The 21,087-nt window shown below is 62.6% G+C and carries 19 protein-coding genes; 12 read left to right on the top strand and 7 right to left on the bottom strand.

Annotated features, from left to right (window positions below):
- Positions 1-89: 89 nt before the first annotated feature.
- Positions 90-1,181 carry an NADH:flavin oxidoreductase/NADH oxidase gene (locus H0Z09_RS10735; RefSeq protein ID WP_186690347.1) on the bottom strand — a complete coding sequence of 364 codons (1,092 nt, stop codon included), beginning with the start codon at positions 1,179-1,181 and terminating at the stop codon, positions 90-92.
- A 90-nt stretch (positions 1,182-1,271) separates the two neighbouring features.
- Between H0Z09_RS10735 and H0Z09_RS10730 the strand changes: the two genes are divergently transcribed.
- A complete protein-coding gene (locus tag H0Z09_RS10730) occupies positions 1,272-1,571 on the top strand; it encodes a helix-turn-helix domain-containing protein (protein ID WP_186690345.1) in 300 nt (99 codons plus the stop codon).
- An 8-nt stretch (positions 1,572-1,579) separates the two neighbouring features.
- Here the strand turns inward: H0Z09_RS10730 and H0Z09_RS10725 are convergent, their stop codons facing one another.
- On the bottom strand, positions 1,580-2,038 hold the full coding sequence (locus tag H0Z09_RS10725) for a metallophosphoesterase family protein (protein ID WP_186690343.1): 459 nt from the start codon (positions 2,036-2,038) through the stop codon (positions 1,580-1,582).
- Between the two features lie 136 nt (positions 2,039-2,174).
- Here H0Z09_RS10725 and H0Z09_RS10720 point away from each other — a divergent pair, with 136 nt between their 5' ends.
- On the top strand, positions 2,175-3,065 hold the full coding sequence (locus tag H0Z09_RS10720) for a bestrophin family ion channel (protein ID WP_076954347.1): 891 nt from the start codon (positions 2,175-2,177) through the stop codon (positions 3,063-3,065).
- Positions 3,066-3,208: 143 nt separating this feature from the next.
- The gene (locus H0Z09_RS10715) at positions 3,209-5,152 is read left to right on the top strand and encodes a methyl-accepting chemotaxis protein (protein ID WP_186690341.1); all 1,944 of its coding nucleotides are present in this window, start codon (positions 3,209-3,211) and stop codon (positions 5,150-5,152) included.
- Positions 5,153-5,223: 71 nt separating this feature from the next.
- Here the strand turns inward: H0Z09_RS10715 and H0Z09_RS10710 are convergent, their stop codons facing one another.
- Both H0Z09_RS10710 and rpiB read right to left on the bottom strand, forming a co-directional pair.
- On the bottom strand, positions 5,224-6,525 hold the full coding sequence (locus tag H0Z09_RS10710; RefSeq protein WP_186690338.1) for an Nramp family divalent metal transporter: 1,302 nt from the start codon (positions 6,523-6,525) through the stop codon (positions 5,224-5,226).
- Between the two features lie 313 nt (positions 6,526-6,838).
- Entirely contained in the window at positions 6,839-7,330 is a 492-nt protein-coding gene (rpiB, locus tag H0Z09_RS10705) for a ribose 5-phosphate isomerase B (protein WP_076954375.1), read from the bottom strand.
- A gap of 252 nt (positions 7,331-7,582) precedes the next feature.
- On the opposite strand from rpiB, the gene H0Z09_RS10700 reads away from it, so the two are divergent.
- Genes H0Z09_RS10700 through dhaL form a run of 5 tightly spaced genes read left to right on the top strand, consistent with a single transcriptional unit; the run spans position 7,583 to position 12,506 of the window.
- Entirely contained in the window at positions 7,583-9,070 is a 1,488-nt protein-coding gene (locus H0Z09_RS10700; protein ID WP_186690336.1) for a sugar ABC transporter ATP-binding protein, read from the top strand.
- Positions 9,067-10,044 carry an ABC transporter permease gene (locus H0Z09_RS10695; protein ID WP_076954377.1) on the top strand — a complete coding sequence of 326 codons (978 nt, stop codon included), beginning with the start codon at positions 9,067-9,069 and terminating at the stop codon, positions 10,042-10,044. The genes H0Z09_RS10700 and H0Z09_RS10695 overlap by 4 nt, the downstream gene beginning before the upstream one ends.
- A gap of 14 nt (positions 10,045-10,058) precedes the next feature.
- On the top strand, positions 10,059-10,817 hold the full coding sequence (locus tag H0Z09_RS10690; protein WP_186690334.1) for an SDR family oxidoreductase: 759 nt from the start codon (positions 10,059-10,061) through the stop codon (positions 10,815-10,817).
- A gap of 36 nt (positions 10,818-10,853) precedes the next feature.
- Positions 10,854-11,855: a dihydroxyacetone kinase subunit DhaK gene (locus H0Z09_RS10685; RefSeq protein ID WP_186690332.1), complete on the top strand. Its 1,002-nt coding sequence runs from the start codon at positions 10,854-10,856 to the stop codon at positions 11,853-11,855.
- Between the two features lie 3 nt (positions 11,856-11,858).
- Positions 11,859-12,506: a dihydroxyacetone kinase subunit DhaL gene (gene dhaL / locus H0Z09_RS10680; RefSeq protein WP_186690330.1), complete on the top strand. Its 648-nt coding sequence runs from the start codon at positions 11,859-11,861 to the stop codon at positions 12,504-12,506.
- On the opposite strand, the gene H0Z09_RS10675 is transcribed toward dhaL, so the two are convergent.
- Together H0Z09_RS10675 and H0Z09_RS10670 are read right to left on the bottom strand one after the other, a co-directional pair.
- On the bottom strand, positions 12,497-13,480 hold the full coding sequence (locus tag H0Z09_RS10675) for a sugar-binding transcriptional regulator (protein ID WP_186690329.1): 984 nt from the start codon (positions 13,478-13,480) through the stop codon (positions 12,497-12,499). The two genes, dhaL and H0Z09_RS10675, sit on opposite strands and share 10 nt — an antisense overlap.
- Positions 13,481-13,516: 36 nt before the next feature.
- The gene (locus H0Z09_RS10670) at positions 13,517-14,740 is read right to left on the bottom strand and encodes a XylR family transcriptional regulator (protein ID WP_186690327.1); all 1,224 of its coding nucleotides are present in this window, start codon (positions 14,738-14,740) and stop codon (positions 13,517-13,519) included.
- A gap of 139 nt (positions 14,741-14,879) precedes the next feature.
- Here H0Z09_RS10670 and xylA point away from each other — a divergent pair, with 139 nt between their 5' ends.
- From xylA to H0Z09_RS10650, 4 genes are all read left to right on the top strand, one after another.
- Positions 14,880-16,196: a xylose isomerase gene (xylA, locus tag H0Z09_RS10665; RefSeq protein WP_186690325.1), complete on the top strand. Its 1,317-nt coding sequence runs from the start codon at positions 14,880-14,882 to the stop codon at positions 16,194-16,196.
- Between the two features lie 101 nt (positions 16,197-16,297).
- The gene (gene xylF, locus H0Z09_RS10660) at positions 16,298-17,299 is read left to right on the top strand and encodes a D-xylose ABC transporter substrate-binding protein (RefSeq protein ID WP_186690323.1); all 1,002 of its coding nucleotides are present in this window, start codon (positions 16,298-16,300) and stop codon (positions 17,297-17,299) included.
- 5 nt (positions 17,300-17,304) lie between these two features.
- Positions 17,305-18,849 carry a D-xylose ABC transporter ATP-binding protein gene (gene xylG, locus H0Z09_RS10655; protein WP_186690321.1) on the top strand — a complete coding sequence of 515 codons (1,545 nt, stop codon included), beginning with the start codon at positions 17,305-17,307 and terminating at the stop codon, positions 18,847-18,849.
- Entirely contained in the window at positions 18,850-19,986 is a 1,137-nt protein-coding gene (locus tag H0Z09_RS10650; protein ID WP_186690318.1) for a sugar ABC transporter permease, read from the top strand. It abuts the gene before it with no gap.
- A gap of 166 nt (positions 19,987-20,152) precedes the next feature.
- Here H0Z09_RS10650 and H0Z09_RS10645 read toward each other — a convergent pair whose 3' ends face one another.
- Positions 20,153-21,073: a substrate-binding domain-containing protein gene (locus tag H0Z09_RS10645; protein ID WP_186690316.1), complete on the bottom strand. Its 921-nt coding sequence runs from the start codon at positions 21,071-21,073 to the stop codon at positions 20,153-20,155.
- Between the last annotated feature and the right edge of the window lie 14 nt (positions 21,074-21,087).

Raw genomic sequence — 21,087 nt, 5'->3', positions numbered from 1 at the left:
TTCGTTATTTTTTTGGTACCTGGCTTGTATCAAAATCTGGCCGAAAAAAAGCCACTCAAACGAGTGGCTCATTTACCGCGCGGCTCGCCTCAGCGATAGCGTTCCAGCCAATGCGCATACGGCGCCGGCAAGGTCCACGAGGACTTCTCGACACCCAGTTCCTTGGCCGCGAAATACGCCCAATGCGGGTCAGCCAGGTGTGCACGGCCTACCGAAACCAGGTCAAGGTGCCCGGCCTGCAACGCGCCTTCGGCCAGTTGCGGCGTACCAAAGCCCCAGGCCGAAGTCACCGGGATACCGGCTTCGCGGCGCACGCGTTCGGCGATCGGGCCCATGAACGCCGGGCCCCACGGAATGTTGGTGTCAGGGATGGTGAAGCCCACGCTGACGCTCAACAGGTCCAGGCCGCCGGCCTTGAAGTTACGGGCCAGTTCGATGGATTCGGTGAGGGTCTGCTCGTCGCGGCCGTCGTATTCGATCACGCCGAAACGCGCGGTCAGCGGCAGGTTTTCCGGCCACACTTCGCGCACGTCGGCCAGGGTTTCCAGGAGGAAACGGCTGCGGTTGTCGAAGCTGCCACCATAGGCGTCGGTGCGCTGGTTGGAGTGTTCGCTGAAGAAGCTCTGGCCCAGGTAGCCGTGGGCGAAGTGCAGCTCGATCCATTCAAAGCCGGCGTCACGGGCACGACGGGCGGCGTCGACGAAATCCTGTTTGACCCGGGCGATGTCGTCCAGGGTCATGGCGCGCGGCACGTTCGGCAGGTTGGCACCAAAGGCAATGGCCGACGGCGCGATGGTTTCCCAGCTGCGCGCGTCAGAGGCCGGCATGTGGTCGTCGCCTTCCCATGGACGGTTGGCGCTGGCTTTGCGCCCGGCGTGGGCAATCTGGATGCCCGGCACCGAGCCTGCGGCCTTGATCGCCTGGACCATCGGCACGAACGCCTCGGCGTGGGCATCGCTCCAGATACCGGCGCAGCCCGGCGTGATGCGGCCTTCAGGGGACACGGCGGTGGCTTCTACCACCAGCAGCCCGGCGCCGCCACGGGCCATGCCGGCCAGGTGCACATGGTGCCAATCGTTGACCATGCCATCTTCGGCCATGTACTGGCACATCGGTGGAATGGCGATACGGTTACGCAGGGTGACGTCTTTGAGGGTGAAGGGTTCGAACAATGCCGACATGGGGGACTCCAGCAACAGATGAGTGATTCGATAGTTCGATGGTAATCGAACTATGGTATTCAGCGATACCCCCCTGTTATCATCCGCGCCATGCGAGCCTTCAAACACCCCACCCCTCAAGACCTGACCCTCGAACGCGTGCTCTACGCCTTGAGTGATCCAGTGCGCCTGGACATCGTGCGTTGCCTGGCCGGCGTGCCGGAGGCGACTTGCGGCGAACTGGACGGTGGGCGGCCAAAATCCAGCATGTCCCATCACTTCCGGGTTTTACGCGATGCCGGCCTGGTGCACACCCGCAGCGTGGGCACCACCCACATGAACTCGCTGCGCGGCGATGAGCTGGAGAGCCGTTTTCCAGGGTTGCTGGCCAGCGTTCTCGCCCAGCGGTAATCCTGGTATCAGTCCAGCAGCGCGATCAGCCGCGGCTCGATGCGCTTTGCCTGCACGTCCAGCACCGCCAGCGTCACCGGCAGCTTGAAGCGCCGCCGCCCCGCGCTGCCGGGGTTCACATACAGCGTCTCGGCCCGCCACTCGATCAGCGGTTTATGCGAGTGGCCGGTGATCACCAGGCGCGTATCACGCTCGAGCAATGCCGGTACGTCGGCAATGTCATGCACGACCAAGGTCTGCCAACCGTTCACATCGATCATCAGATGGTCAGGCACCTGCTGCGCCCACGCCGCGCCCTGATCGTTATTGCCGCGTACAACGTGCAACGGCGCGATGCGCGCCAATTGCTCGAGAATCTCGGGGCCGCCGATATCGCCGGCATGGATGATCTGCTCGCAGCCCTCCAGCGCCGCCACGGCTTCAGGCCGTAATAGGCCGTGGGTGTCGGAAATCACACCGATTTTCATGAAACCTCCAGAATTTTGGATCCAACAGCAGACAACCGACGAGCAGCTTAAACGATTCAGGACCACGGCGAACCTTCCCTATTCACTGGCGTCCGAGCTAAGGCACTGTTGCTTACCGCTCGCGCGAGGTCGTCGTTTGAAAGCCGCCATCATCAAAAAATACCGTTTGATCATCAAGACCATGGGCTACGTGGGCTGGGCGCTGTTCTGGCTGTTGCTGTGGGACGTGGCCGTCACCGTGGATTTCATGCTGTTTCTCACCGCCAAGATAAACTTGCCATTAATGCCCCTGACCCTGCTGGGCTCGGCGCTGGTGGTGCTGATCAGTTTTCGCAACAGCAGCGCCTACAACCGCTGGTGGGAAGCCCGCACCCTGTGGGGCGCGATGGTGAATAACTCGCGCAGCTTTGCGCGCCAGGTCCTGACCCTGCTGGACGACCCCGACGGCGAGGTGAACCCGGTCAAGGCCACCCTGTTGCGCCGCCATGTCGCCTATGTGAACTGCCTGGCCGCGCACCTCAAGGGCGAGCCGTGTCCTGAGGAAGTGCGTGCGTTTATCCCCGCCGAAGAATTTGCCCGCAATGGCGCGACCAATAACTTTGCCAACGATATTCTCACCGGCTCCGCCGCCTTGCTGGCCAAGGAATACAAAACCGGTCACTTGGACAGCATCCGCCTGGCGCGGCTGGAGTCGACCCTGGTGGACTTGTCCAACGCTCAGGGCGGCATGGAGCGCATCGCCAACACGCCCCTGCCCTACCCCTACGTGTATTTCCCGCGCCTGTTTATCTCGCTGTTCTGCCTGATCGTGCCGGTGGGCCTGGTGGAATCCCTGGGCTGGTTCACCCCATTGGCCTCGACGGTGGTGGGCTTCATGCTGCTGGCCATCGAACGCATCGGCACCGACCTGCAAAGCCCGTTCAGCTCCAGTGAGCACCAGATCCAGATGGAAACCATCTGCGAAACCATCGAGAAAAACCTGCAGTCGATGCAGCGCGACGCGCTGGGTGGCGAACGCATCGGTTAAATACCCCCTGCGGTCCTCAAGTGCGTGCCCGTGCAGTCGATATAAAGGGTACGCATGGGCCACCCCCCCTCAAAACAACACATGCGACGCTCGACGCTACTGTTTTCCCCTTGCCAAAATTATAAATACCCGCGGGTGAAGTCATGAATATCAAGCAAAAGCTGACCTGGGCATTTGCCGCCATCGCGTGCGTGCCAGTCATTCTGGTGGCCGTGCTGGTCGTGTTGAATCTGCGCGAGGGGGCCCAGGCCAGTTTCCTCGACAGCAGCGGCCGCGAGATCCGCCAGATCGACAATGGCATGCAACAATTCTTCGCCGGTATCAGCCAGAACGTCGACTTCGTGGCCAGGGACCCGCGCGTTGTCGCGGCCAAGGACCTCAAGAGCTACGCCGGTGCCGACGCGGCGCAAATCCCGCTGACCCCGACCAACAAAGAGCTATTGGCGATTTTCGACCAGTTCGCCAAAAGCCATCCGAGCACCGCTTACCTGTCCCTGGGTCTCGCCGACGGCGGCTACGCCAGCTGGCCTGACGACACCAAACTGAACAACTACGACCCCCGCGTGCGCCCTTGGTACAAGGCCGCCATCGCCGCGCCGGGCACCACCGTGCGCACCGGCGCCTATTACTGGGCGCCCGACGATGTGGTGCTGATCGGCACCGTGCACACCGTCGCCGACGCCACCGGCAACATTCTCGGCGTGGTCGGCCTGGACGTGTCGCTCAAGCAGCTCACCGAACTGGTGCGCAACATCAAGCTCGGCGACAGCGGCTACTTGATGCTGGTGGAAGGCAACGGCAACGTGCTGGTGGACCCCAGCGATGCCAAGCACAACTTCAAGCCCCTGGCCGACCTGGGCCCGAACTACGCTGCACTGGCCAAGGGCGGTGACGGCGTAACGCAGATCGACATCGACGGCGTCGCCTACATGGCCAACGTGGTCAGCTCCAAAGACCTGGGCTGGCGCTTTATCGGGCTGATCAAGCGCGATGAAGTGATGGCCGGCGCCACCAGCCTGACCTGGTTGATCGCTGCCATCGCCGCGGCATTGGCCGTGGTGTTCGCCATTGTCGGCGCCAGTTTCGCCAGCATGATCGTGCGCCCGATTCGCGGCGTGGCCGACGGCCTGCAAGAGATCGCCGAAGGTGAAGGCGACCTGACCCGCCAGCTCCAGGTGCAAGGCAAGGACGAAACCGCCAGCCTGGCCGGCTGGTTCAACCAGTTCCTGGGCATGATCGCCCAACTGGTGCAGCGCATCGGCAACGCCTCTTCCGACTTGCAGACCGCCGCTGCCGACACCAGCGAGGTGGCTCACAACATGAACCAGGCCGCCGGCCGTCAACGCGAAGCCGTGGAGCTGGTGAGCACCGCGTTCAATGAAATGGTGGCCACCGCCAACGAAGTCGCGCGTTCCTGCAGCGCCGCCGCCGTCAGTGCCGACGAAGGCTACCGCGACGTGCACGACGGCCAGCAGCATATCGGCGAAGCCACCGGCAGCGTGCTCAAGCTCAGCGAAGACCTGCAGAAGTCGACCCAGACAATGCAACTGCTGGAGCAAGACAGCAAAAACATCAACACCATCCTCGACACCATCCGTTCGATTGCCGAACAGACCAACCTGCTGGCGCTCAACGCTGCCATCGAAGCCGCACGCGCCGGTGACCAGGGCCGTGGCTTCGCGGTGGTCGCCGACGAAGTCCGCGCCCTGGCCCGCCGTACCGCCGACTCCACGGGCGAAATCGACAGCCTGCTCGGCAACCTCGCCCGTCGCACCCAGGAAGTCACCCAGCAAATGCAAGGCAGCCTGCTGGTGTCGCACACCAGCGTGGAACGCATCCAGCAGGCCCGCGACAGCTTCGACAAGATCCGCGGCTCGGTGGACTCGATCCGCGACCAGAACACCCAGATCGCCACGGCCGCCGAAGAACAGCACCAGGTGGCCGAAGAGATCAACCGGCACATCGCGCAGATCCATGCCGATGCGCAACTGGTCGAAGAGTTTGCCCACACGGCGCAGACCGGCTCAGGTCGGTTGACGGATATTTCCGGCCAACTCAAAGGCCTGGTGGGCCGCTTCAAGTACTGACTCTCCCCTCCCACCAGGCGGTGAGCCTTTCACCGCCTGATCGCTACGCACCTTGACCTCTCACCCAGTCATCATTTGAACAGCTCGACCCCCAACTGGAACGCGACCCACAGCGCCAGTCCCGTGGCGAAGAGCAACGCAATGTTCTCGAACAGGTTATTGCGATACTCCTTGCCGAGCAGCGACTTCTGGTTGGACATGATCAGCAAGCCGAGGGAAATCACCGGCAGGCCAATGATGTTCAACGCGCTGACGCCGATGGTCAGGGTGACGAAGTCCGGCATGCCCGGCAGCGACCAGATCAGGGGTGTCACCAGGATGAACAGCATGAACCACTTGTGCATCGGGTCATGGTGGAACTCTTTGCCGTAGCGCTCCCGGCGTCCGGGGCGCACGTGCTGGAACGCATCGGTGATCAGCATCGGGAAGGCCGTGGTCTTGCCCGAGATGCTGGCAAACAGCGTCGCGAACACACCGATAAAGAAGATGTACCAGCCGATCGGGCCGAAGAAGATTTCCAGCGCCTTGCCCAGGTCGCCCAAGGTCTTCACTTCGATGCCGTTGGGCCGCAGGATCTCGGCGCCGACAATCCAGATCGCCAGGTTGATCACGATGCCGACGAACACGGCAAACAGCAGGTCGTTACGCTGGATACGCTTGTGCTGCGGGCCGACCCAGCCTTTCTGGCGCATCACGTAGGGGTGCACGAAGTTGGCGATCGAACCCGCCACCGCGCCGATCACCGACACCGCCACCAGCAACGCGCCATGTACGCCCTCATCCGGCGGAATGCTGAAACCGATCGTGCCTCGGACAATGCCCGCCATATCCGGCCCGGACATCACCGCCAGGGCAATGAACGCCAGGGTCATGATCGCCAGCAGGCCTTTCATCACGCCTTCGATCATCGAATAGATATTGCGCCCTACCAGCAGCCATACCGCCAGCACCACGGCGACCGAGCACAGCAGCGCATAGTCGGTCTTGAACAGCATGGCCAGCGCTTCACCCGCGCCCTTGATCATGTAGGCATTCATCAAATGCCCCATCAGCAGCGCGTACACCAGCAGGAACCAGGCGAAAAACGGATTCAGCTGGGCATAGCCCTGAAGGATCGTCATGCCTTGGTTATTGCACAGCTGGAAGCGCGCAATGATGTTGACGATCAGGTACCTGAGCAGTAGCGATACCGCGAGCACCCACATCATGGCGTAGCCGTAGTTGGCGCCGGCAACGGAGGAGGTAATCAGATCGCCTGCGCCCAGCCAGGACAGTACGGCGATGACGCCTGGGCCAAGCAGCTTCAGAAGTCGTACAACATGGCCGGGCGCAGGCGCCACAGCCTTGCCTTCGACGGAAGGAAAACCGGTCATAGTGGGAAGTCTCCGTTATTTTTTTTGTGAGAGCCCAGCTAGTCGAACACAGTTGATACGACGTCGTACAACTGTAGAGAAGAGATAAGTATTAATAAATGTTTCGCGGTACCTCAAGGGCCCACAGCTCGCCGTGGCATGGGGGTTTGCACAGGCGTTGTGCCGACGCTGAGTCGCCAGTAGTTGCTGTGGCGAGGGAGCTTGCTCCCTCGCCACAGGTACAGTGTTCGATTAAGGCATACCCCAGAGGCAGGTTTTGGGGCTGCTCCGCAGCCCAACGCGGGGCGAGCCCGCTCGCCACAGGAGGCGCGCTTCACGCGCCCTCCTTGCCCCTTGGCAACGCCCTGTCAGCCTGCTCGAGCGCCGTGATGCGCTCGACTTTCGCCCCGGAGCGCTCCGCTTCGAATTCCGATGCCAGGAACACCTTGACGATGCTCTTGGCCAGCTCGGTTCCGATCACCCGTGCACCGATGGACAGGATCTGTGCGTCGTTGCTTTTGCGCGCGCGCTCGGCCGAATAGGTGTCATGGGCCTGGGCCGCGCGTACGCCGTTGATCTTGTTGGCTGAAATCGCCATGCCGATGCCTGTGCCGCAAATCAGCACGCCCAGGCGCTGCTCGCCGGCCTCCACCGCCGTCGCAACCGCCACCGCGATATCCGGATAGAGCACGGGGCTGAGTGAGTGACAGCCAAAGTCCTGAACCGCGTAACCCAAGGTTTCAATATAGCGCTTGAGCAATTCCTTGAGTTCGAAGCCTGCCTCATCGCAACCGACGGCTACCGAAAACCTAGTGTGTGCACCCATGACTGCTTCTCCGACACGATCAAATGATCACATACTGAAATATTGCACAATCATTAGCGGACGGCAAACCCTTCGCTGTCAAGGCTTATTTAGCAGGGGATACGGGTAAAAATATCAAAAACCCAGGAAGACACGGCGCAACCCATTGACAAAATACGCACAAGCGGTTTAAACATATGATCACTATCCGATCATATGATCACGCTGTTGGATACGCATAACTAATAAGAAAATCAGCAAGAGGACACACCGATGGCCACGCCATTACTGCTCCAGGCTGAACAAGTTTGCAAAGCCTACGCAGGGGTCCCGGCCCTGCGCGACGGGCGGCTCTCCCTGCGTGCCGGCAGCGTGCACGCCCTGTGCGGTGGCAATGGCGCCGGTAAATCGACCTTCCTCAGTATCTTGATGGGCATCACCCAGCGTGACGCCGGCAGCATCCTGCTCAACGGCCAGCCGGTGCAGTTCGACCGCCCCGGCGCGGCGCTCGCCGCCGGCGTGGCGATGATCACTCAGGAGCTGGAACCCATCCCCTACATGACCGTGGCCGAAAACATCTGGCTGGGCCGCGAACCGCGCCGCGCCGGTTGCATTGTCGACAGCAAGGCCCTTAACCGGCGCACCCGCGAGCTGCTGCAAAGCCTGGAATTCGAGGTGGACGCCACCAGCCCGATGCACCGCCTGAGCGTGGCGCAAATTCAGTTGGTTGAAATCGCCAAGGCCTTCAGCCACGACTGCCAGGTGATGATCATGGACGAACCCACCTCGGCCATCGGCGAGCGCGAAACAGAAACGCTGTTCAAGGCCATCCGCCGCCTGACCGCGCGCGGCGCCGGCATCATTTACGTGTCGCACCGCCTCAGCGAACTGGCGCAGATCGCCGATGACTACAGCATCTTTCGCGATGGCGCCTTTGTGGAAAGCGGGCGCATGGCCGATATCGACCGCGCCCACCTGGTGCGCGGCATCGTTGGCCAGGAGCTGCAGCGCATCGACCATAAGGTCGGTCGCGCATGCACGGCCGCCACCTGCCTGGAGGTCAGCGGCCTGAGCCGCGACGGCGAGTTCCAGGACATCAGCCTGCAACTGCGCCAGGGCGAAATCCTCGGTATTTATGGACTGATGGGCTCGGGCCGCAGCGAATTCCTCAACTGCCTGTATGGCCTCACCGTGCCTGATGCGGGCACGGCCACCCTGCAAGGCCAGCCCTTGCCCACCGGTACGCCGTCGGCGACGATTCGCGCCGGCATGTCGCTGGTGACCGAAGACCGCAAAGACAGCGGCCTGGTGCTCAGCGCCAGCATCCTTTCGAACATTGCGCTGTCGGCCTATAAGCAGCTGTCGCGCTGGTCGGTGATCAACCCAAGCAAGGAACAGGCCCTGGCACAGAGCCTGGTCAAGCGCCTGCAGATCAAGGTTTCATCGCTCGACCTGCCGGTGGAGTCCATGAGCGGCGGCAACCAGCAAAAGGTCGTGCTCGCCAAATGCCTGTCGACCCAGCCGATCTGCCTGCTGTGCGACGAGCCCACGCGCGGCATCGACGAGGGCGCCAAGCAAGAGATCTATCACTTGCTGGACGCGTTCGTGCGTGCCGGTGGCGCGGCCATCGTGGTTTCGTCCGAAGCGCCGGAACTGCTGCACCTGAGTGATCGCATCGCCGTGTTCAAGGGCGGTCGCCTGGTGACCGTCAGCACCGACACCGCCCTTTCCCAGGAAGCCTTGTTGAGTCTTGCCTCATGAATAGCAAAGTCCTCGCCGCCCCCGTCACCGCCGCGCCGCGCAATCGCCTGCGCCTGTCCCTCGACCGCTTCGGCTTGCCGCTGGTATTTATCCTGCTGTGCCTGGTCATGGCATTTTCCAGCGAATACTTCATGACCTGGCGCAACTGGATGGACATCCTGCGCCAGACCTCGATCAACGGCATCCTCGCCGTGGGCATGACCTACGTGATCCTGACCAAGGGCATCGACCTGTCGGTGGGCTCGATCCTGGCGTTCGCCGGTTTGTGCAGCGCGCTGGTCGCCACCCAGGGTTATGGCCTGCTCGCGGCGGTGAGCGCGGGGATGTTCGCCGGCGCCATGCTCGGCGTGGTCAACGGCTTCATGGTCGCCAACCTGTCGATCCCGCCCTTTGTCGCCACCCTCGGCATGCTCAGCGTGGCGCGGGGCATGACCTTTATCCTCAACGACGGCAGCCCGGTCACTGACCTGCCGGACAGCTTCCTGGCCATGGGCATCGGCAAGCTGGGCCCCATCGGCGTGCCGATTATTATCTTTGCGGTGGTCGCGCTGATCTTCTGGATGGTACTGCGCTATACCACCTACGGCCGCTACGTGTACGCGGTGGGTGGCAATGAGAAAAGCGCGCGCACCTCCGGCATCGGCGTGCGCAAGGTGACGTTCTCGGTGTATGTGATTTCCGGGCTGCTCGCGGGATTGGCTGGCGTGGTACTCGCCGCGCGCACCACCTCGGCCCTGCCCCAGGCGGGCGTTTCCTATGAACTGGATGCGATTGCCGCCGTGGTGATCGGCGGTACCAGCTTGTCGGGCGGCACCGGCAGCATCGTCGGCACGCTGTTCGGTGCACTGCTGATCGGCGTGATCAACAACGGCTTGAACCTGCTAGGGGTGTCCTCCTATTACCAACAAGTGGCCAAGGGATTGATCATCGTGCTCGCGGTGTTGATCGATGTCTGGCGCAAGAAAAAACGCTAAGCGGAGTGTGTGCAATGTCCAATTTCTGGAACCAGGCGTTCGACCTCACCGGCCGTTGCGCCGTGATCACCGGGGGCGCCGCCGGTATCGGCCGGGCCTGTGCCGAACTGTTGGCGGAGCGTGGCGCGACTGTGGTGTTGCTGGATCGCGACCCGGCCGTGGTTGACGTCGCCACAGGGCTAGGTACCGGCCACCTGGGCCTGAGGGTCGACCTGCGCCAGACCGACGCGATACAGGCGGCGGTCGACCAGGCGGCCATCCATCTGGGGCGTATCGATTACCTGGTCAACAGCGCCGGCGTGGCCCTGTTGGACAAGGCGCTGGAGGTCAGCGAAAACGCCTGGGACACCACGTTGGATATCAACCTCAAGGCCAGCTTCTTCGTGGCCCAGGCCTGTGCCCGGCACATGCTCGAACGTGGCGGCGGGCGTATCGTCAACCTCGCGTCCCAGGCCGCCGTCATCGGCCTGGACCGCCACGTCGCCTACTGCGCCAGCAAGGCCGCCGTGGTCGGCATGACCAAGGTCCTGGCCATGGAATGGGCGTCCCATGGCATCAACGTCAACGCCGTGTCACCGACCATTGTCGAAACCGCCCTGGGCAAGCAGGCCTGGGCCGGCGAGCTGGGAGAACGGGCCAAATTGCAGATCCCGGTGGGGCGTTTCGCCCAGCCTGAGGAAATCGCCGGCCTGGTGCTCTACCTGGTCAGCGACGCGGCCAAGATGATCACCGGCGAAAACGTGATGATCGACGGCGGCTACAGCATCCAGTAACCCGGCTTCTCTCTATAAGAACAAAAGGAACACGGCATGAATCGAGTCATTAACGACCCAGACCTGGTGGTCGAGGACATGCTTGCGGGCATCCTTGTGGCGCACCCGGAACTGGCGCAGTACGAGAGCAATCCACGGGTGATCCGCAAGCGTATCGCTTCACCGGCCGGCCAGGTGGGCATCGTCACGGGCGGCGGCTCGGGCCATGAGCCGGCGTTTCTCGGCTATGTCGGCCCAGGCCTGGTGGATGCGGTGGCGGTCGGCGAAATCTTCTCGTCGCCCACCGCCAAGAGCTTCTTCGATGCGTTCCGCGCCGCCGACCAGGGCGCGGGCGTGGCCTGCCTGTACGGCAACTATGCCGGCGACAACATGAACGTGAAGCTGGCGATGAAAATGGCCGCCAGCAAAGACATGAACATCCGCACCGTGGTCGCCAACGACGACGTGGCCTCGGCCCCTGTGGCGGAGATCGCCAAGCGGCGCGGCGTGGCCGGTGAGATTTTCATGTGGAAGATCGGCGGTGCCGCCGCCGCCCAAGGCTACGACCTCGACGGCGTGATCCGCGTGGCGCAGAAGGCCGTGGACCAGTGCCGCTCCATCGGCGTGGGCCTCACGCCCTGCACGATCCCGGCCGTGGGCAAAGCCAACTTCCAGATCGCCGATGGCCTGATGGAACTGGGCATTGGCCACCACGGCGAACCCGGCATCGAAGTGGTGCCGGTGGAATCCGCAGCCGCCATGGCCGAGCGCATGCTCGCGCCGATCCTGGCCGACCGCGACTTCACCCAGGACCAGAGCGTAGTGGTGCTGGTCTCCGGGCTCGGCGCCACGCCGGTCATGGAACTGTACATTTTCTACGCCGAGGTCGAGCGCCTGCTGCGCGCCAAGGGCCTGCGCATTCACCGCTGCTATGTGGGCAATTATTTCACGTCCCTGGAAATGATGGGCGTGACCCTGACCCTGCTCGGGCTGGACGCCGAACTGAGCAGCCTGATCGACAGACCGTGCCGCTCCATCGGCATGACCCAAGCGGAGTGAAGCATGAACGAGCATTTCCCCAGCAACACAGGTAGCGCCATCGTCATCAATCTGGTGTCGATCATCGTGGCCAACCGTGAGTACCTCAGCGAAGTGGACGGCGCCATTGGCGACGGCGACCACGGCATCAACATGGCCAAGGGTTTCTCGCGCTGCGGCAAGACCCTGGAGGGACGCGAAGTGTCCCTGGCCGAAGCACTGGACGAGCTGACCCTGGCGTTGATGGAAGGCATCGGCGGCTCCATGGGCCCGCTGTATGGCAGCCTGTTCATCGGCATGGCCGACGAAGTGCGCGGCCGCGACAGTATCGATGCAGCGAGCTTCGCCAGGCTGCTGCGCGGCGGCTTGACGTCACTGCAAGACATCAGCGACGCAGGCGTGGGCGACAAGTGCCTGATGGACACCTTGATCCCGGCGGTCGAAGCGTTTGAGCAGGCCCAGGCCAGCGGCGCGTCGTTCAGCGAAGCGTTGCGGCGGATGAAAAGCGCGGCGTCCCAGGGCCGCGATTCCACCCGGGATCTGGTGGCGAAAATCGGCCGCGCCAGCCGCCTGGGCGAACGCTCCCTGGGCGTGCTGGATGCGGGCGCGGTGTCCTGCTGCCTGATCCTGACCAATCTCGCCGAATCAGTCGAGGCCCGCCTTCACGCCTGACGGCGCGTGGCGTCATCCAGGGCGAGGATCGTGTAGGCATTCGACACGGTCGTCGCCAGGGTGTTGATCACCCCGGAGCGCAACGCGCCGAGGGTGGCGGCGGCCTTGGTGTTCTCGCTGGCGATCGCCACCACGTCGGGAATGCGCGCCAGCTCCTGCACCGAAAGGCCGATCACCCTGCCCTGCATGGCGTTGACCGCCGGCTGGCCATGGATGTCGATAAAGTCGTAGCCCATCATGTCGCCCACCGTACCGGACACGCGTGCCTGGGCGATTTCCTGGGGCGAGAACCAGCCCATGCGCACCATGTTGCTGTTCTCGCTCATGTCGCCAATGCCGATCAACGCGATATCAGCGCGGCGCGCGCGGTCGAGGGTGGAGCGCACGGTGTCGTTGTTGATCAGCACGCTGCGCAGTTCCGGGTTGGCCACCAGGGCCGGGGCGTAGAGGGTCTCGCTCTCGGCGCCGAAACGCAGGGCCAGGCGCCGGCAGATATGGTCGGGGTTCATGTATTCGCCGGCCTTGAGCGAGCCACCGATCGCGCACACGAAGGTGCAATTGCGCGTCACTGGCAGGAACACATTATCGGCCACCGCGCCCACGTTGCGGCCCATGCCGACGGCGATAATCATGCCGTCGCTGAGGGTCTTGTTCAGGTAATTGGCGACCAGGCTGGCGACCGCCGAGCGCTGGGTGTCGGGATCGCCATGGTCGACCGCGATCAAGGCGCGGTCCAGTTGGAAACGCTCGACCACGGCCTGTTCAAGCTCAGTGTTCAGGGCCGGGTGCTGCAATACCCGCACTTCCACCACCCCTTCATCACGGGCGCGCTTGAGCAAGCGGCTGACCTTGACCCGAGACAGGTCGAAGCGCTTGGCAATGGCTTCCTGGGTGATGTTGTCGAGGTAATAAAGCATCGCCACTTCGGTCATCAGGTCGATGTCGCTGGCGGCACGCTGGGCACTGTCGGTCATGGGAGCTTCCATTTACGCCACAAAAAACCATTCTCCCTAGTCTGTGCGGTGCAAGTCCAGCGGCGAATGGCCTCGGGCCGCAAAGTTTGCCGGGACGTGCTGATACTCCCGTGGCGTGCAGCCAAACTCCCGGCGAAACACGGTGTGCAGGTACTGCGCCGAGGTGAAGCCGCACTGCTGTGCGATGTCGGCAATCGCCAGGGTGCTGCTGCGCAAGCCTTTGGCGGCGCTGGCGAGTTTGAAGCGCAGGATCTCGTCATGCACGCTGCAGCCGCGCACCTTGCGAAAGTGCGCTTCCAGCGATGAACGCGACACGCCGACATAGGCCGCCACCTGCGCAGTCTTGATGCCCTGGCAGGCGTATTGGCGAATGAACAGCAGCGCCTGCATGACGTACGGATTGCCCAAGGGTTGGTGCAGGCTGGACGCCTGCACGTTGATTGCATCCGGCGGTACCAGCACCTGCGTGCCCGTGCACGGCTTGCCATGCAGCATCTGGTGCAACAGCGCGGCGGCGGTGCGGCCCATGGTTTCGGTGCCCTGGATCACCGAACTCAACGGCACGCGCGTGAGGGTGCGGGTCAGCGGGTCGTTGTCGATGCCGATCAGCGCCACTTCCTCCGGCACGGCAATGCCCGCGGTGAGGCAGGCCTGCAACAATTGCCGGGCGCGGGCGTCGGTGACCGCGATGATGCCGATGGGCTTGGGCAGGCTTTGCAGCCAGGCGATCTGCTGTTCCACCGCGCTGTCCCACAGCGGCGCACTGGTGCCCAGGCCACGATAGATCTGCACCGGCAACCCGTCCCGCTGCACCAGGCGTTTAAAGGCTTTCTCTCGCTCCTGGGCCCAGCGATTGGCCTGGGCTTCAGGCAAGCTGAAGCAGGCAAACCGCGTCAGGCCGGCCTCGATCAAGTGCTCGTAGGCCATCTTCATCAACGCATCGTTGTCCGTCGCCACATAAGGAATGCCCTTGGGGTAGGCGCGCGCATCCTCATAGGAGCCGCCCACCGCCACCACCGGCACCTTGCTCCCGGCCAGCGCCTCGCCGATCAGCGGGTCGTCGAAGTCGGCGATGATCCCATCGCCCTGCCAGCGTTCGATGCCCTTGAGGCGGCACAGGAAATCCTCCTCCAGGAACAGATCCCAGGACGCACGGGTACTGCTCAAGTAATTGCCGATGCCGGCGATGATGCCACGGTCGTAGATTTTGCTGCCGTTGAAAAGCAAGGCGATGCGGTGCACGGGCGGTAGGGTTTTCATTGTTTTTGTCCTGGGGCCGGTGGGTGCAGATTAGACCCTGCCACTCAAAATCGCACCATGGCTTGGTGATTTTCATAATCGGCAGCCCCACCGCCGTTGCTAGTATCGAACCATCGCCAAGAACAATAAGGAAAACGCCATGCCGTACTTCCCCGGTGTCGAGAAGGTTCGCTTCGAAGGCCCCAGCAGCGACGCCCCCCTCGCCTTTCGCCATTACGACGCCAACAAGCTCATCCTCGGCAAGCCCATGCGCGAGCACCTGCGCATGGCGGCCTGTTATTGGCACACCTTTGTATGGCCGGGGGCGGATATGTTTGGCGTCGGCACGTTCAAGCGGCCGTGGCAGCGCAGCGGCGACCCGATGGAACTGGCCATCGGCAAGGCAGACGCCGCCTTTGAGTTTTTTTCCAAGTTGGGCATCGACTACTACAGCTTTCACGACACCGACGTCGCTCCCGAAGGCAGTTCGCTCAAGGAGTATCGCGAGCACTTCGCGCAGATGGTCGACCATCTGGAGCGCCATCAGGAACAGACCGGGATCAAGCTGTTGTGGGGCACCGCCAATTGTTTCAGCAACCCGCGCTTTGCCGCCGGCGCCGCGAGCAACCCGGACCCGGAGGTGTTCGCTTACGCCGCCGCCCAGGTGTTCAGCGCGATGAATGCAACGCTGCGGCTCAAGGGTTCCAACTACGTGCTGTGGGGCGGTCGCGAAGGCTACGAAACCCTGCTCAACACCGACCTGAAACGCGAGCGCGAACAGCTCGGGCGCTTTATGCGCATGGTGGTGGAGCATAAGCACAAGATCGGCTTCAAGGGCGATTTGCTGATCGAGCCCAAGCCCCAGGAGCCGACCAAGCACCAATACGATTACGACAGCGCCACGGTGTTCGGCTTCCTGCATGAGTACGGCCTGGAGCATGAGATCAAGGTGAATATCGAGGCCAACCACGCGACGCTGGCCGGGCACAGTTTCCATCATGAGATTGCCACGGCGGTCTCGCTGGGGATCTTCGGCAGCATCGACGCCAACCGTGGCGACCCGCAGAACGGCTGGGACACCGACCAGTTCCCCAACAGCGTCGAGGAAATGACCCTGGCCACCTATGAAATCCTCAAGGCCGGCGGCTTCAAGAATGGCGGCTACAATTTCGACTCCAAGGTGCGCCGCCAGAGCCTGGATGACGTGGACCTGTTCCACGGCCATGTCGCGGCCATGGATGTACTGGCCCTGGCCCTGGAACGCGCGGCCGCCATGCTGCAGAACGACCAGTTGCAACAGTTCAAGGACCAGCGTTATGCCGGCTGGCAGCAGCCGCTGGGTAAAGCGGTGCTGGCGGGCGAGTTCAGCCTTGAGTCCCTGGCCGAGCATGCGTTTGCCAACGAGCTGAACCCGCAGGCCGTGAGTGGGCGCCAGGAGATGCTTGAGGGGGTAGTCAATCGGTTTATCTATCGGTGACATTTGCACGACAAAACTATGCCCGGAGCGTCGAGGGACGCTCTACAGTTCTATCCGCACCACGCTGTGTCTTTCCAACAACAATAAAAGGACGCACCACCATGAAGTCATTCAAACGTACCCTGCTCGCCGCCACCCTGGCCCTGCTCGCACTGCCGGTCATGGCCGACCCTGCCCACCCGAAGATCGGTTTCTCCATCGATGACCTGCGCCTGGAGCGCTGGTCCCGAGACCGGGATTATTTCGTGGCGGCGGCGGAAAAACTCGATGCCAAGGTCTTCGTGCAATCGGCCGATGCCAATGAGCAAAAGCAGATTTCCCAGATCGAGAACCTGATCTCCCGTGGCGTCGATGTGATCGTGATCGTGCCGTTCAACGCCACCGTGCTCACCAACGCCGTCGCCGAAGCCAAGAAAGCCGGGATCAAGGTAGTGTCCTATGATCGCCTGATCCTCAATGCCGACATCGACGCCTACATCTCCTTCGATAACGAAAAAGTCGGCGAGATGCAGGCCAGCGGCGTGCTGCAAGCCGCGCCCAAGGGCAACTACTTCCTGCTCGGCGGCGCGCCCACCGACAATAACGCCAAGGTGCTGCGCGAAGGCCAGATGAAAGTGCTGCAACCGGCCATCGACAAGGGCGACATCAAAATTGTCGGCCAGCAATGGGTGAAAGAGTGGAACCCCACCGAAGCCCTGAGCATCGTCGAAAACGCCCTGACCCGGAACAACAACAAGATCGACGCCATCGTCGCCTCCAACGACGCCACCGCCGGTGGTGCGATCCAGGCCCTGGCCGCGCAGAAACTGGCGGGCAAGGTACCGATCTCCGGCCAGGACGCCGACCTCGCCGCGATCAAGCGCGTGATCGACGGCACCCAGACCATGACCGTATACAAGCCGCTCAAGCTGATCGCCACCGAAGCCGCCAAGCTTTCGGTGCAACTGGCGCGCAATGAGAAACCGACGTACAGCTCGCAGTACGACAACGGCAGCAAAAAGGTCGATACCATCCTGCTGACCCCGACGCCGCTGACCAAGGCCAATGTCGACCTGTTGGTAAAGGACGGCTTCTATACCAAAGAGCAGATCGGCGGGCAGTGATCGCCATGGCCGACTACCTGCTGCAAATGAACGGCATCGTCAAATCCTTTGGCGGTGTCAACGCGTTGAACGGCATCGATATCAAGGTGCGGCCGGGGGAATGCGTCGGCCTGTGCGGCGAGAATGGTGCCGGTAAATCCACCCTGATGAAGGTGCTGTCGGCGGTCTATCCGTACGGCACCTGGGACGGCGAAATCCTCTGGGACGGGCAGCCGCTCAGGGCCCAGTCGATCAGCGAAACCGAAGCGGCCGGCATCGTGATCATCCACCAGGAACTGACCCTGGTGCCGGACCTGTCGGTGGCCGAAAACATCTTCATGGGCCACGAGCTGACCTTGCCGGGTGGGCGCATGAACTACCCGGCGATGATCCACCGTGCCGAAGCCTTGATGCGCGAGCTCAAGGTGCCGGACATGAACGTGGCGCTGCCGGTGTCGCAGTACGGCGGCGGCTACCAGCAACTGGTGGAAATCGCCAAGGCCCTGAACAAGCAGGCGCGCCTGCTGATCCTGGACGAGCCCTCCTCGGCCCTGACCCGCTCGGAAATCGAAGTGCTGCTGGACATCATCCGCGGTCTCAAGGCCAAGGGCGTGGCCTGCGTGTACATCTCCCACAAGCTCGATGAAGTGGCGGCGGTGTGCGACACCATTGCGGTGATCCGCGATGGCAAGCACATCGCGACCACGGCGATGGCCGACATGGACATCGCGCAGATCATCACGCAGATGGTCGGCCGCGAGATGAGCAACCTCTACCCCACCGAGCCCCACGAGGTGGGCGAGGTGATTTTCGAAGCGCGCAACGTCACCTGCTATGACGTCGACAACCCCAAGCGCAAACGCGTCGACGATATTTCGTTCGTGCTCAGGCGCGGCGAAATCCTCGGCATCGCAGGTCTTGTGGGTGCCGGGCGCACCGAGCTGGTGTCAGCGCTGTTCGGCGCCTACCCCGGCCGCTACAGCGCCGAGGTGTGGCTGGACGGCCAGGTGATCGACACGCGCACGCCGCTCAAGTCGATCCGCGCCGGGCTGTGCATGGTGCCCGAAGACCGCAAGCGCCAAGGCATCATTCCGGACCTAGGCGTGGGCCAGAACATCACCCTGGCGGTGCTCGACACCTACGCCCACCTGACCCGCATCGACGCCGAGGCCGAACTGGGCAGCATCGACCAGCAGATCGCGCGCATGCACCTCAAGACCTCCAGCCCGTTCCTGCCGATTACCAGCCTGTCCGGCGGCAATCAGCAAAAGGCGGTGCTGGCGAAAATGCTGATGGCCAGGCCCAAGGTGCTGATCCTGGATGAACCCACGCGCGGGGTGGACGTGGGCGCCAAGTACGAGATCTACAAGCTGATGGGCGCGCTGGCGGCCGAAGGCGTGGCGATCATCATGGTCTCCTCGGAACTGGCCGAAGTGCTCGGCGTGTCCAACCGCGTGCTGGTGATCGGCGACGGCCAGCTGCGTGGCGACTTCATCAACGAGGGCCTCACCCAGGAACAGGTGCTCGCCGCTGCGCTCAGCCAACACAATAACAATCGGAAGACCGCGTAGATGAATCAGGTCAAACACCTCTTTACCCGCTACAAAATGCTCGCCCTGGTGATCGCCGTGGCGGTGATCTGGCTGTTTTTCAGTTGGCAGACGGAGGGTGGCTTTCTCACGCCGCGTAACCTGTCGAACCTGCTGCGGCAGATGTCGATCACCGGGATCCTGGCGTGCGGCATGGTGCTGGTGATCATCAGCGGCGAGATCGATTTGTCGGTAGGTTCACTGCTTGGATTGCTGGGCGGGCTCGCGGCGATCCTGGATGTGGTTTATCACGTGCCATTATTGGCCAATCTGAGCCTGGTCGCCTTGTGCGGCTTGATGATCGGGCTGGCCAACGGGTACATGACGGCCTATCTGCGCATCCCGTCGTTTATCGTCGGGCTGGGCGGGATGCTGGCGTTTCGCGGAATTCTGCTGGGGATCACCGGCGGTACGACCATTGCGCCAGTGTCGCCGTCGTTGGTGTACGTGGGCCAGGGGTATTTGCCGCACACGGTGGGCATCGGCCTGGGGGTATTGCTGTTTGCGTTGACCCTGTTCCTCACCTGGAAGCAACGACGCAACCGCGCGTTGCATGGCCTGGCGGCGCATTCACGGGTGCGTGACGCGGTGCGCGTGGCGCTGATCGGCGCCGTGCTGGCAGGGTTCGTCACCACCCTCAACAGCTACGACGGCATCCCCGTGCCGGTGCTGCTGTTGCTGGTGCTGCTCGGCGTGTTCAGCTACGTCACCAGCCAGACCGTGTTCGGCCGCCGCGTATATGCGGTGGGCAGCAACATGGAAGCCACGCGCCTGTCAGGCATCAACGTACAGGCGGTGAAACTGTGGATCTTCGGCATCATGGGCGTGATGTGCGCCCTCGCCGGCCTGGTCAACACCGCCCGCCTCGCAGCCGGCTCGCCATCGGCGGGCAACATGGGCGAGCTGGACGCCATCGCCGCGTGCTTTATCGGCGGGACGTCGATGCGCGGCGGTTCGGGCACGGTGTATGGCGCGTTGCTCGGGGCGCTGGTGATTACCAGCCTGGATAACGGCATGTCGATGCTGGACGTCGACAGTTACTGGCAGATGATCGTGAAGGGCAGCATTCTGGTGCTGGCGGTTTGGGTGGATGTGAGTACGCGGGCCGGCCGGCGGTAAGTCATTCGCAAGAACACCACCTATCACCTGTGGGAGCGGGCTTGCTCGCGAATGCGGTGGGACAGTCAATAAATGTATTGGCTGTTACACCGCATGCGCGAGCAAGCCCGCTCCCACATTTGGCTGCATTTCAAGGTTGGATCGCAGTGGTGGGTCTGCCCTATCGCTATTCAAACTGCTGGCGATTTTCCGGTGTGATCAACTTGAATGGCACCCACACCACCGTCGACTCCAGCACCTCGCCACGCACCAGGCGCAACGCGGTGTCCACGGCGCCGCTGGCCTGGCCCGCGGCGTCCTGGAATACGCTGACGGCCATCTTGCCCTCGGCCATCAATTTCAAACCGTCCGGCGTGCCGTCGATGCCGCCGACCCAATAGTCCTTGGCCTGCTTGCCGGCCTTTTCCAGCCCCATGATCGCGCCAATCGCCATCTCGTCGTTGTTGGCGGCGATGATCGAGAAATCGACACCCTGCTTGACCCAATCCATGACAATGGTGGCGGCCTGGCTACGCTCCCAGTTGCCGACTTTTTTCCGCACGACTTTCATGTCCGGGTATTTGGCCACGACCTTTTCCACGTCCTCGGTGCGCATCAACGAGGACGCGTTGGCCGGGTCGCCCACCAGAATCACCACGTTGCCTTTGTAACCGGCGCGGCGCGCCAGTTCTTCCATCTGCAAGGTGCCCGACTCCAGCTCGTTGGAGCCGACGAACGCGGTCTGTGCCGGCCACTTTTCCGGGTTCGGATTACGGTTGACGAACACCAGCGGAATCTTCGCGTCCGAGGCCAGCTGCATCATCTGCGCCGCGCTTTTGCCGTCCACCATTGCGATGATGATCGCATCCACCTTGGAATTGATCAGGTTGCGCAATTGACGCATCTGCAAATCGACGCTGTCCTTGCCATTCTCCATAAAGATGTCGACGTTCATGACGCCGGCCTGTTGCTGCACGCCGTTACGCAGCAGGGTCTGGAAGTTATCGTCGTATTTTGCCATGCCTACACCCAGCAAGGGCGTGGCGGCCTGGGCCGGGCCCGGAATGAACAGCGTCGCACCCAGGGCGAGCATTAACCATGCTTTCATGTTCTGACTCCTGC

Origin of the sequence: Pseudomonas sp. SWRI18, assembly GCF_014268345.1 — a bacterium.
GTDB lineage: Bacteria > Pseudomonadota > Gammaproteobacteria > Pseudomonadales > Pseudomonadaceae > Aquipseudomonas > Aquipseudomonas cedrina.
This window is presented reverse-complemented; position numbering and strand designations above follow the sequence as displayed.